Below are 14,060 nucleotides of genomic sequence, written 5' to 3'. Positions count from 1 at the left end.
TTTTCTAATGGGGATTCTTTTTTCTTTTTTTTTGATATACTAAGCCTTTCTTTTGAAGTATATTTGCATGTATTAATACTAACGAAAAATAACGTCGCATAAAGAACGTGGAAAGATTATGAAGAACATGGCGAAAATGTTTTGGGCATTAATTTCTTTTGTTTGTCTTGTATTTCCGTGCAAGTCTGTAGAACAGTATAAATTTCGTTTGATTGATGTGCCAGACGGATTGTCCGATAATCAGATTCGTGGACTGAGTATGGTTCCGGATGGGCGTGTCGGAATAAGGACTGCCTCTATATTGAACATTTACGATGGCGCATCTTTTGAGTATTTTCCTTATGACAAAGACCGGAAATATGTGTGGACATACTCCCGTCCGCCGAAAGAGTATTATGACGGAAAAGACCGAGTGTGGATGAAGGAACTACGTTATTTGTTGCTTTTAGATTTAAAGACAAATGCTTTCAATTATGATATTCAAGGGGAGTTGGAGACTATGGGGATTGATAAAAGGTTGAAAAACCTTTTTATCGATGATGCCAAGAATTATTGGTTCCTGACAGAGGATAATACTTTTTCTTTTTACGATGTCGGCAAACATAAAAAACAAGTGATAGACCGCGGGGACAGTGAATTTACGCAGAGATACGGCGTTCCTTTGGAACTAGCTCAATATAAGAATTTCTGCTGGATTGTGTATAGTAGCGGCTTGATTCGGTGTTGGGATTATACTTCTTCCGATTTTCTTTTTCAGGATTCCCGTTTTGAGGGTATTATTAATGAATATACTGACCGGCTTTATCTGCATCCTGATTCGGTGGGTAATCTATGGTTGATGTACAACAATGGTATTTGTTTTTATAACCGGACACTTCGGGAATGGAGAGATGTGACCAGTATCTTTGGTATATCTAACTTCTTTACTTGTATGGATATGGATCGTAACGGGGATATTTGGGCGGGGACTTCCCGGAGCGGCTTGCGGCATGTGGACGGGAGAACGTTTGCGGTGTCCGAGATGCCGGATTTGCCTTTGACAAACGGAGGGATGCTCCATAATGATATTTATACCGTGATGTCGGATTCGCGCGGTGGGCTTTGGGTTGGTACGTTGTTTCAGGGGCTTTGCTACTATCATCCCAGCATGCAGAAATTCCAATTGGCACAGACTTCTCCGGGAAGTTCTTATATTACCAACGAATCCGTGCGATGTTTTTTAGAGGATAAGGATGGGACTATTTTGGTGGGAAGCGGAAAGGGATTGTTCCGTTTTCATCCGGAAACCCATAAGGTGGAGCAGATTTTCAAAGATGAGATTAACGAATTGGTTTTGTCGCTTTCCCGTGACCGTCATGGAAATATATGGGTGGGAACTTTTTTAAAAGGTTTTTACCAAATTTGCGGGGGGGGGGGATGTAAGCATTTTTTAAGAAACCGAGGCGATTCCGAGCAGGAGGTGGCGCAGAATGTGTCGCGGGCATTGTATGAAGATTCCCGTGGGAATTATTGGACCAGTGTGAACGGTGGGGTCGGCTTGCTGAATCCAAACGATGGAACAATAGAATTTATGTTGCATGAGCGACATCCCGAGCTGAAGAACTTTAAGCTGATTCATTCGCTTTGTCCTATAGGAAAAGATTGTTTTGCTGCAATGGGAGATAACGGGTTATTTTATTATGATGCCGGAAAAGATGAAGTGCAGATTCCTGATGTATGTAAAGATAAATATTATAAGCCCGGCATCAAATATTTTGGTTTGCTGACTGATGTGCGTGGCTTGCAGTGGTTTGCTACAGAGGATGGTATCCGTATTTGGGATAAAAAGTCGGGACGTCTTTATTTACTTACAACGGCTGAAGGATTGCCGAACAATGCCGTTTCCTCCATTTTGGAGGACCGCGACGGAGTTGTGTGGGCTTCAACTTTGAATGGTATATGTAAGATTATTCCTCGTGAGGAAGAAAAAGGCGGTTATTGTTTTTCCTTGGTGGCATTTGGTGTGGCGGATGGATTGCAAAGCGGAATGTTTTATGACCATGCGGCACTGAAAGCAAAAAACGGGACGCTTTATTTCGGAGGTGCGCACGGGTTTAATTATTTCAATCCCGGGCACATGGTATATGAAGAAGCTGCCAGCCAGCCTATTCTAACGGGACTTAGTATTTTTAACACGCCCGTTAGGGTGGGGAAAGAGTATGAGGGGCATGTTATTTTGTCGGCGCCCATGAACCGTACGGACAAGATTGAACTGCGCTATGATGAGAATTTCATTTCCATAGAATTTTCAGGTTTGAATTACGCCAATCCAGACCATACCTATTATAAATATAGGTTGAAAAATTATGAAGAGGGATGGGTGGAGTCTCATGCTACTGCTCAGGGGCGTGCGGTGTATACAGGTTTACGTCCCGGTGAGTATGAATTTGAGGTGTATGCGGCCAATGGGGACAAAGTTTGGAGCAAGGAGCCGGCCCGACTTTCTATTGTTGTGCATCCTCCTTTTTGGGCTACGTATTATGCCATGGCGGTATATGTTCTCATGGTAGTCGGGATGGTTTACTGGATTTCCAGGATGTATGTACATCGGGAAAAGGAAAAGATGATGGAGGAACGTAGGGCAAATGCGAGGAGGCAACAGGAACATCTGGAAGAAATGAAATTGCGTTTTTTCACCAATATAAGCCATGAGTTCCGTACGCCTCTCACGTTGATTCTGACTCCGCTCGGATCGCTTATCAAACAGCAGAGCGACGTGGATTTGAAACAGAGGCTGGTCGTGATTTACCGTAATGCGGAAAAGTTACTCCAATTAGTGAACCAGTTGTTGGATTTCAGGAAATTGGAGATGCAAGGCGAAAGATTGTCGGTCAGTATGGGGGATATTGTCGTGTTTGTTCGGGATGCGGTTGAGGCGTTCTGCGAATTGGTGAAGGAAAAAGGTGTTACGTTGGCTTTTGAAAGTAAGATTGGGCATCTGTATATGAATTATGACCATGATAAAGTATATAAGGTGGTGAACAATTTGTTGTCCAACGCAGTGAAATTTACCCCCTCAGGTGGTCGAATTGCCGTACGGGTGGAAAATTCGGTTCGCAACGGTCGTGAGTACGTAGCAGTGTCAGTCCGGGATACAGGATGCGGCATGGAAGAGAAGGACAAAGAGCGTATATTTACCCGTTTCTATCAGGTGGAGAGTAGCCATAAGAGCCAGTCGGGCAGCGGAATAGGTTTACACTTGGTCAAGGGGTATGTGGATTTGCATGGGGGAGAAATCACTGTGGACAGTCGGCCCGGAGAGGGCAGCGTGTTTACGTTTTTTTTGCCGATAGACTTACAGCATGACGAAAAAGTAACTATAGCGCATGGAGAGGACAAGGAAACAGTTGGTGTTTCCGTTCCATCGGCAGCAGAAGATGGCAGTGAACCATCCGGAGAGAGGAAAAAGCTGTTGATAGTAGAAGATAATGCGGATTTCAGGGCTTATTTGGTCCATGAGTTCAGCTCGGATTTCGATGTGGTAGAGGCGGGGGACGGTGCCGAAGGAGAGGAAATGGTGCGTGAGGAATGGCCCGACCTCGTCATTTCAGACCTGATGATGCCCAAGCGGGACGGCATAGCTTTTTGTCAACGGATGAAGAACGACATACATACATCGCATATTCCTTTCATTTTGTTGACGGCCAAAATGTCGGATGACGCACGCATAGAGAGTTACAAAGCCGGTGCCGATTCGTATATCTCAAAACCTTTTAATTTTGAGATGTTGCAGGTTCGCGTGCAAAAACTTATCGAACAACGAGAAACAAGGAAGGAAACGTTTAAGAAGAACATCGAAATAACCCCGAGTGAGATTACTACGACTTCCTTGGATGAGGAATTCGTAAAGAAAGCAGTAGCTTTCGTAGAAAAAAATATGGATGATTCGGAATATTCATTGGAAGATTTAAGTAGTGACCTCGGTTTGAGCAAGACGCATCTGAACCGGAAGTTGACTGTCATTCTGAATATGAAACCCCTCCAATTTATCCGGTCCATCCGTTTGAAACGTGCCGCCCAATTGTTGGTGGGCAGCCAGTACAATGTGGTGGAGATTGCGGATAAAGTCGGGTTTAACACCATCAAATACTTCAACCGTTATTTTAAGGAAGAGTTCGGCATGACACCTACGCAGTATCGTGAAGCGAACAAAAAGGTAAATAAAAGCCCTAAGACTTGAAAATGTCTTGTTTTATTGTCGTATGAGCGCCTTTGTGAATGGAGTGGATTTTCAGTCTGAGCCAAGCGGAATTTTAATCTCAGCCGAATGGAAAATCAATCTCAGCCAAATGATTTTTCATTCGGCTGAGATTGATTCAAGGGATACATGACTTCTTTTTTTATCCTTATATATATGGATATGAGTGTTTTACATGTGGTGTTACAAATTGCCTAATCATTTGTTATTTTTTGTCCCATATTGTATGGAATGAATCATATAATTTTGAATCGTTGTATTAAAAAAATGAATGCTATGAACAAAAAGAGCGTATTGTCGTTGCTGTTTGTCTGTATGTCTTTGTCTGGGATGGCGCAGGGATTCATACATCCCGGCATATTGCACACGCAGGCGGATTTCGACAGGGTGAAGGAAAAGTTGGCCACAGGGCAGGAACCTTGGACGGCGGCCTACAACAAGTTGATGACCAGCAAGCATGTGGATTTGAATTGGAAACCCAATCCCACAGTCAAGATTATCCGTGGAGGATGGAATGTCTGGGAACCGGAAGGTGACAATTATGGAGCCGCCATGAATGATGCGGCTACGGCTTACCAGTGTGCATTGGTTTGGAGGATTACCGGAGATGAGCGCTATGCGGAAAAGTCTGTTGAAATCATGAATGCGTGGGCCAGGACCTGCAAGAAAGTGTCCGGTAATTCCAACGGCAGTCTTGCCTCTGGGCTTTATGGATACGAGTTTGCCAACGCTGGAGAATTAATGCGCGACTATGAAGGGTGGAACCGTGAGGATTTCAAACGTTACCAGCAGTGGATGTTGAGGGTGTTCAGCGATCAGAGTTTCGGTTTCCTACAGGAGCGTCATGGCTGTGCAGATGACCATTACTGGTCGAATTGGGGGTTGTGTAATGTGTTGTGCGAAATCAGTGTGGGTATTTTGTGCGACGACATTTATGTGTATAATGCCGGTATGGAGTATTATAAGTATATGGAGGAGCACCGTTATGCGGAGACTCTTCGCAATCTGGTATGGAAACTCCATAAGGACGACCGTGGCCCCTTCGGTTATTTTGGCCAAATGCAGGAATCCAACCGTGACCAAGGGCACGCTTCCATGGCTGTGGTTTTGGCGGCAGATGTGTGTGGGGCGGGTTTGAACCAAGGTGATGATCTTTATGCCTATATGGACGACCGTATCGCAACCGGTTTTGAATATGTAGCGGCGTATAATACAGGTGAGGAAGGTTTGCCCAATTCTCCCTACACTAATTCCGATGGCACTTTTCCGGAGATGGGATACGGTGGGCGCGGGACAAATCGTTGTGGTTGGCCACGCATCGTGAATTATTATGAGAACATCCGTGGCGTGGATATGCCTTATTCGCATAAAATCATGATGATGCATGAGAATGGAATTGATGGCGGTGGGGGATTTTACGGCGGAAACAGTGGCGGATACGACCATTTGGGATTCACAACATTGATGTGTTCCTTGGATCCGTTGGAAGACGAAACCCTTGTACCGACCGTTCTGAAAGGAAGTATTGAGTATGGCGGTGAGGCTTTGGACCGTACCTTGTTGAATGCCGTTCCGAGAGGGGCGAAAGTGACACTGAAGGTGGCTTTACCGGAAGGTGAGACTGATACCGGTAAGTGGGCGTGGGATGATGATGCCTCTTGTATTTCAGCCGAGCGTGAGGTGGAAATGGATACCTCTTTCGTGTACCGTGTACGTTATACGAATTCGGCAGGAGTGGTAAGTACGCAGATGTTTTCCATACAGGTGGCGGGCGAGGCATACGTGCGTGACTGCACGCCTTATTGCAAATATGCTTACCGGGAAAGCCAGGACACTTTGATTTACGTGAAGAAGAACGAGAGCGTGATTTTAGGTATGGATTACGGTGGATGGCATGTCAGGTCATGGCGTTGGGAAAAGAGTACGAACGGGGAGAATTGGTCGAAGTTGAACAACGCGACAACCAACCGTTTTGAATTGGCCAGTGTGGCTTCCAGTGCCTATTACCGTGTGACGATGGAACACAAGTCGGGAGTGTTCAAGTCGCAGGTGTTCCGCGTGGAGGTTTCCGAAATAGATCCTTTCATTATTTATAATGGTGAAGAATATCCCGGTACATCCTTGGTGTTGCCGCAAGGGGCTTCTTTCAGCCTTTATGCTAAGCCTACGTCCATATTGAGCCAGTCGGTGAATTCAACGCGCATTTACAAATGGGCCGTGGCCAACGATACCATCCAGGCCGACACGTTGACTTACCATTTGGATGATTTGGGCGTACAGGTGGCCGATCTGAATGATACCCTGCATGTATCAGCCATGGACACTAGTTTTAGTGTTACTTTGGTGTTCCAACGTTTTTCATCTACAGGGAAAGAGGCTCGCACGGTGTACCATTTCGATGTGCCTGTATATGAGACCAATGCTTTGTCTCCTTCTGATGAAGACAACTACTATATTCAAGAGGCTTCGGGTAATCGTTATCTGCGGAATACGGACGGGCAGTTCATGACCTATTCTGAGGATACAGATGAAGAGTATTTGTGGCGTATCCGTCGTCTTCCTTCTACTTATGGTTCGCGTTACATGTTCATCAGCCGTACCAACAGCGGACAGCATTTATCAGAAGATGGGCGTTTGAGTTCGGCGAGCGATTATTCTCGGCATTCCTTTAATTTGTGGCATAAATGCGGCTCGGACGACTTGTATGCCATAGAACGTTCTTCGTCTGTGTCTGGTGGTTTGTGGGAAATTGTTCCGGAATCGTCTGTTATATCGGTGAACCAAGGGCTTTGTACTTCATTCCCGTTCCGTTTAGTGAAGAAGGAAGACGGCTCTTCTGTAAGGGATGTCGTTTTGGAAGATGAGGAAAGCATCCCGTTGTTGGAGGTTGGCCGTTGTGGCAAAAGTGCTCTGGAAGTATGTGTGGACGAAGAGGGCTTGTTGAATATTTATATGCTTGAAGGCAGCTTGTTGCGCAGTGTCCGTTGTGTACCGGGTACAAACCGTGTGGATCTGCCGGCGCGGAAGGGCATGATGATTTTGCGTTATGTGACGACTTCAGGTCGTTGCAAGAGCCTGAAGATGATGTAGGTCTATGTGTCGGAATAAGTATGGGACGATAGAATGATGGTGCTTTTTTACGTTTTGTATGTATTGAAAATCAATGGTTTTTGTGCTATGTTATAAAATGTCTAATCATTTGTTATTTTTTGTCCTATACCTTTAAATATATAGTGTCTACCTTTGAAAGCAGTTGGATAAAAAAACGCTTTTGCAGTCAATAGGTTCGGCTGTGATATGCGATAAGAATAATGAACCTTAAAACTTATGAACATGAAAAGAAGAGCGACGAAAATTTTTTCTGTCCGGTTGGGCAAACGCTTGCCGGTGGCTTTGATGACCATGGCATTGGCGGCAGCCAACATGGCTTTTGCCCAGGAGGAAAATCCTTGGGTGGGTGAGGCTCTGCCAGCAGAAGGTGGTGAGTTTTACCTTTATAACAAAAGTGGTGACGGTTTTCTTTTGGGAGCCAATACCTGGGGTACACAAGGTTCCTTGGGACAACCGGGATTATTGTGCACGGTAGTCGTGTCGAATGGCAAATACAAGATTGTGACCCGTTGCAACGGTGACAACAGGGGCTTGGGCAGCGATGGATATATTGATAATGGTACCCCGGCTGAATATACCTTCACTGATCCCACACCGGATGATGGCCTTAATGAGTATGTGATGAACTTGGATGCCAACAAATGGTTTTATTATGGCGGGGAAGGCACGGTGTTAAATTTGGACGGTAACGGAAGTGCCACCGATGCGCAATGGTTGTTCGTTTCGAAAGCACAACGTGAGCAAAGACTCAATCAGGCTACCAAAGACAATGGGGTGGATGCTACGTTCTATATCATGGGAGCCAGTTTTGTTCGCACAGAACCTCACAATTGGAAAGAGGTGCATAATGGCGGAACGGTTAGTTTAAGTTCTCCGAGTGGAGCTTCTGGAAATCATTTTTATTGTGCAGAAGCGTCCAATAATGACAATTTCGATATTTACCAGGAACTTACCGGTATCCGTAACGGGCGTTACCGTTTGACCTGCCAAGGTTTTTATCGCGGTGACGGTTCGGTTCGGAACGCCATGTTGTATGCAGGTTTGATTGAATCCCCTCTTCTTTTAGCCGAGAGCGAGGAGGATGTTCCCACGGATGCCAATAAGGCTGCGATTGCCTTTGGGGATGGCCGTTATGGCGGCAATACGGTGGAAGTGATTGTGCAGGACGGTACTTTGCGTCTCGGTGTGAAGAAAAATGCACATATCAAAAATGATTGGGTCGTTTTTGACAATTTCCGTTTAACATATTTGGGAGAGGCAACGGCAGAAGAAGCCTTTACTGAGTTGATGGGGTCATTCCAGAATCTGATTAATGATTTTAATGACCTTGGAGCTGAAGCTATAAAGTCAGAGCTTCAGGTCGTATATGACAAGTATGTTGGAACCACAGGCGATGTCACGGAGGCGTTGCAAGTTGTATCAGAGACTGTGAAATCGGCTAATGCCGCACGTGCATTGACCATGGCTTTGAACAATGCCGTGAAGGGGGCCGAAGCATATTGGGCAAAAGTCGAGAATGGGGAAGTCACATTGAATACTGCTTTAAAGACTTCTTTGCAGCAACAGATTTCGGAAGCTAAGAAACAACTTGCGGAGACCAATATGGCTGATATGGTTGTTGGGGCAGAAGAAAGTACCACAAAATTGAATGCAATGGTGGTTTCGGCTCGGAATTGGGCCGGATTGTCATACGCTTTAGGAAAAGCAAAGGCTTTGGCCGACCGGTTGGGCGGATTGGAGAACACGGATGAGTATAAAAAAGTGTTGGCTGATTTGGATGCTGTGGAATTGACATTTGACGATGCAATCTTGGATGTGGCTGCTTTGAATGCGAAAATCCAAGAAAAACTGACACCGGAATTCTTGGCTACGGTTACAGAAGAGAACAAATTGGATTTGACGAGCTTTATTACTAACCCGAATATTTTCAACAATACTGGTGTAAAGAACCAAATGCCTGGGGGATGGATTCTTGGTCGTAATGATGCGCGTGACAACACAGAGTGGTGTACGGTGACAGACGGTGATGGTGAATTGCATGCGGGTAATTGGTCTGGTAATAAAGGTAATGATGTGACAGGAGTACATTATTATCAGAAAATAGGAATTGGAGATGGCTCTGTCAAATTGCCGGATGGTTTGTATCAGTTGGCGGCTGCTACTTATTCTGACGGTGACCCGAATAAGATTGTACTGTATGCGACATCTGACAGTGTAAACTTCGATACAGTGTATTTTAACCGTGATAGGATGCTTTATGATGAAGCTCTTTCTAAGACAGATGTGACCAGTACGGTGGAAGATGTCGTGGTAGTTGGTGGCCAATTGTATATAGGTGTAAGGGGATCCGATCCGGAGAATAACCATCAAGGTGGTAATGGTAAGAATTGGTATGCCGATAACTTCCGTCTTTATTTTGCAGGAAAGGATGTGCTTGGGGCTTACCGGGGACGTTTACAAGACCGGTTGGATAAGGCTGTGGTATTGCACGACTCCTTGACGGTCTACGGTATAGACGACAGTGAGTCCTACGGTTTTGCCTTGGATCCGGAAGAGGGTTATTATCTTTTCTTGACGGAAGGGACTTTGGACGACGTTTCTTATGCCATAAATGACTTGGATAAGATGAACGCGGATGCCGAGAAATTGATTGCGAATTATTTACTTTTGACTCCATTGGTGCAGAATGGAAATAATTTCAATAATCAATTGAATGAAGGGGTTCTGTTTGCTCAACCTACAGCAAAAAAAACATTTATTGCGGCTTTGGAAACGGCGGCGGAAGTGGCTGAGGATATGACTTGGGACAATTATTTGTCAGACGCAGTGGTTGAACAGGCAGAGGCTCTAAAAGTGGCCACTACGGAGTTCATGAATTCCGTGGCACTTTGCTTCCCGATGGGGACAGCCAAAGTTTTGGCAGACCAGATAGGAGGGTTGGCACAAACAGAGGCCTACCTTAACGTAATGACTTATCTTGCTTCGGATGAGTTGGATCCTTTGGATGTTGATTTGGCGGTACAGGCCTTGCAAGGTGAGTGTATCAATGCCATGACTCCAGAAGTGTTGGCACGGGCAACAGTTGACGAACCGTTTGATATGACGACATTTGTTGTCAATCCTAATATCTATCAGGATGCCACGGATGATGAAGGCAATCCGACTGATATAAGAATCAATGGATGGACTTTGGAAACGAATGCAGATCGTGCACCGCGTACAGGGGCCACGTCTGGTGATACTTGGATGTACACGACCAGTCATTCCAGTAATGATGCTCATAATATTTCTTCGGCTACGGATTATCGTCAGGTTATCGGTACGCAACCCGAAGTGTCTGCTGAGGGCAAGTATGGATTACCAACCGGCGCCTATCGTGTGGAGGCCGCTACGTTCTTGAACCATGAATGGGACAAGATGAGGCTTTATGCGCAGACGAACAGTGTGGAGGTAAGTACGGTGACCGGAAGTGCCGGGCAAGACAGTACCGTGTATGCCTATACTGAAATTGAATATGCAGACAGTGCCTTCAACGGAAAGCAGGATGTATGGGATGCAGCACAGGCGACTTTGGGAACGACCACAGTGGTTCCTGAAATCTATGTGGAGAATGGGGCCGTGACTATTGGAATACGTGGTAATGGACGAGTTGGAGGAAATGATTCTTGGTTCCTGGCTGACAATTTCCGTCTCTATTATGTCGGTACGGAAAGAGGTAGCAATATCGGTGGTACCATGGTTGGCCGCAACGATAATTTGTCGGAACTTGTAGATGTATATGATATTACCGGCAAGCTTGTGCGCAAACAAGCGAAACGTGCCGATGCGGTGAAGGGCTTGAAGAAAGGAATCTATATTGCAGGCGGCAAGAAATATGTAGTGACAGGCAATTAATCTAAAACAAAACGGGACGGGGCACCGTCGTGTGCCGTCCCGTTTCTCCCATTTAGGGTTGAAAGAAAAACATAATTTTAAAACAAGGTTTTATGCTAAAAAAGGTATTACGTGCAAGGCCGTATAGGGTACTGATCTCCACCGGTATTTGGGTTGGTGCATTTTGCATGATGCCCTCCTGTTCGGATGATTATGAATGGGCACAGGAGAAACCCTCGTGGTTGGGGCAAAGCATTTATGACGAGTTGGCACGCCGTGGCAATTTCGGTATTTATTTAAAGATGGTGGACGACTTGGGGCGTACCGAATTCTTAAGCAAGACCGGTAGTGTGACGGTGTTTGTGGCCGATGACGATACTTATCGCGCTTATTTTAAGGCGCAGGGAGTGGATGAGAATCATATCTCCACCCCGATGAAGAGGTTTTTGGTGAACACTTCCATGTTGGAGAATGCCTACGTGCTTGATTTGTTGACCAACCAACCGTCAGGAGACAATATATTGAAAGGGCAGGTGATGCGCCGTACCAATACGCAATGGTCGGTGTATGATTCTATTCCGGCTGTGTCCGTGGCAGAACTGCCCGAGGCTTCGGTGAGTGCAGATTACTGGGGGGGATTGCGTGGAAGGCATCAGTCCGTGTATAACCTGATTGAAGAGGGGACTGTGCCGATGGTGCATTTTATATGGCGCCAAATGATGTCCAAGGGCATTACTAAAAAAGATTTTTCTTACCTTTTTAATGGAACGGAATTCCAAGAAGAGGATGTATATATAAATAATGTGAAGGTGCGCGAGGGGAATGTGACGTGCCAGAACGGATATATCCATATTATGGAAGGTGTGCCGGAACCTTTGCCTAATATGGCCGGTTATTTGCGCACGAACGGGAATACCTCTTTGTTCAGTAAGTTGATGGATCGTTATTCAGCCCCTTTTGTATCAGTCCTCCTTACCAATTCTTACAAGGATTTGCACGACCTCTATGCTAACCAGAATCTTTATCCGGTATTGGCCGGAGGGGACTCCATATATGGACGGCGTTATTTTTTCTCTTCGGCCGATGGGAATTCACTGACTTCGTACAACGGATCGGAAGTGGACGGTGTGCTGAAATTCGATCCTTCGCGAAACGATTATGCGGAAGGGAATATCTATACTATAAATGGGGTACAAACGAATAATGTCAACTTGGACATGGGTGCCATCTTTGCTCCTACAGATGAGGCGTTGAACTCGTATTGGAATAGTGAAAACGGCTCTTTCTTACGTGAACGTTATCCGAGCGAAGAGCCTTTCGAAAACGTTCCTAACAATGTGTTGGCGGAGTTCTTGAACAACCACATGCAGTATTCGTTCTTGTCTTCTTTGCCCAGCAAATTCAATTTGGTATTGGATGATGCCAAAGACCCTGTCGGACTTGACGAGGCTGATATTATAAAAGGAAGCACGGCTGTGTGTAACAATGGTGCTGTGTATGTGATGAAAAAAGCCTATGCACCGGCATCGTTCCGTTCCGTGTTGGCTCCGACGTTGGTCAATGAGAATATGAAAATCATGAATTGGGCTATTAGAAGTTTGGAGTTCAGACCTTATTTGTTGTCTATGGTGAGTCATTATGATTTCATGATATTGACGGATGAGGCCCTTTCACGTTACATTGACCCCGTGTCGTATAACGGAACGGATCCGCGTTGGTTCAAGTTTTATTATAATGCGGAGAAGAACCAGGTGGAAGCATATTCTTACCGCTATGATAAGAAATTGGGTGGATGGGACGGCTGCACAGAAGATGACATGCGCATATTGGGTAGCACGTTGCAACAAGATAGTGAGGGTAATTCCTATTATCAAATCAATCCTGTGGTCGAAAATCGTCTGACCGATTTGCTGAATTTCTGTATCGTTCCTCGGGATGTGAACGGGGGCAATTATGTGGGCAATGGTTCTGTATATTATCAGACAAAGGATGACGGTCCCATGAAGATTGAAAAAGTGGGCGGGCAAGTGACTGTGGCCGATCAGTTTTCCGGAGCAGAAGTAACAACGCAGGATTTTGTAACGATGGATAATGGGGTGTATTATGTGCTTGACCAAATGGTACAGCCTACATTCCATAGTTTAATGCAGGAGTTGGTGGAACATTCAGAATATTCTGAGTTCTACGAATTGCTTTTGGGAAATGAGGAATGGACTACCAACGAGTCGAACCTATATTCTTTGATTTCTACGAAATCTTTGAATATGAATGAGGACAATGCTGCCATACAGACTTTCAGTTCTTATCATTATACGGTATATGTACCGGACAATACAGCCATGGAAAAAGCTTACAGTCTCGGGTTACCGCGTTGGAAAGACATCAACAATCTGGCCAATGTGTATGCCGGGACGGATGTCAACGTGGATTCTTTGAAACAGGCTTATACCCGACGTGTGATGAACTTTTTGAAGTATCATTTCCAAGACAATGCGGTTTATATCGGTGGGGATGCCCGTAATATGTCTTTCGAAACTGCGGCAACTCATTTGGACGGTGCGGACAAGGGGTTGAGCTATACCTTGCGGGTGAATTCTGACGCCGCGGGTATTATGGTGACAGATAATTCGGAGAAGACCGATGTGGTTCATATAAAACCTGAAAATCCAGAGTTCTATAACCGGATGACGCGTGAATATACATTCTCGGAAAAAACGGAAAATGGTAATATCAACGCTTCTTCATATGTGGTAGTTCATCGCGTGAATGAACCTTTGATATACGATGACGAATGCTTCTGCCTGAAAGATAATGAACGCGTTCCGGAGGATTAACAATA

Annotated in this window: 4 protein-coding genes; all 4 read left to right on the top strand. The window is 45.3% G+C overall.

Features of this window, described 5'->3' with window-relative positions:
- The first annotated feature begins 118 nt into the window (after positions 1–118).
- The 4 genes from HMPREF9441_RS06535 to HMPREF9441_RS06520 all read left to right on the top strand — a co-directional run bounded on the left by HMPREF9441_RS06535 (position 119) and on the right by HMPREF9441_RS06520 (position 14,055).
- Positions 119–4,219 carry an ATP-binding protein gene (locus HMPREF9441_RS06535; protein ID WP_008619406.1) on the top strand — a complete coding sequence of 1,367 codons (4,101 nt, stop codon included), beginning with the start codon at positions 119–121 and terminating at the stop codon, positions 4,217–4,219.
- Positions 4,220–4,513: 294 nt separating this feature from the next.
- Positions 4,514–7,327 (top strand): alginate lyase family protein, encoded by a 2,814-nt coding sequence (locus HMPREF9441_RS06530; RefSeq protein WP_244949651.1) that lies wholly within the window; start codon positions 4,514–4,516, stop codon positions 7,325–7,327.
- Between the two features lie 243 nt (positions 7,328–7,570).
- Positions 7,571–11,242, top strand: coding sequence for a hypothetical protein (locus HMPREF9441_RS06525; protein ID WP_244949650.1), 3,672 nt, complete (start codon positions 7,571–7,573; stop codon positions 11,240–11,242).
- Positions 11,243–11,334: 92 nt separating this feature from the next.
- On the top strand, positions 11,335–14,055 hold the full coding sequence (locus HMPREF9441_RS06520; RefSeq protein WP_008619399.1) for a fasciclin domain-containing protein: 2,721 nt from the start codon (positions 11,335–11,337) through the stop codon (positions 14,053–14,055).
- Positions 14,056–14,060 lie beyond the last annotated feature (5 nt).

Origin of the sequence: Paraprevotella clara YIT 11840 (assembly GCF_000233955.1) — a bacterium.
Classification (GTDB): domain Bacteria; phylum Bacteroidota; class Bacteroidia; order Bacteroidales; family Bacteroidaceae; genus Paraprevotella; species Paraprevotella clara.
The sequence above is the reverse complement of the archived record's forward strand: the minus strand, read 5'-3'. Positions and strand labels throughout refer to the sequence as shown.

Coding starts and splice junctions, on each gene's coding strand:
- HMPREF9441_RS06525 (WP_244949650.1), top strand. CDS start 7,571: ATGAAAAGAAGAGCGACGAAAATTTTTTCTGTCCGGTTGGGCAAACGC.
- HMPREF9441_RS06530 (WP_244949651.1), top strand. CDS start 4,514: ATGAACAAAAAGAGCGTATTGTCGTTGCTGTTTGTCTGTATGTCTTTG.
- HMPREF9441_RS06535 (WP_008619406.1), top strand. CDS start 119: ATGAAGAACATGGCGAAAATGTTTTGGGCATTAATTTCTTTTGTTTGT.
- HMPREF9441_RS06520 (WP_008619399.1), top strand. CDS start 11,335: ATGCTAAAAAAGGTATTACGTGCAAGGCCGTATAGGGTACTGATCTCC.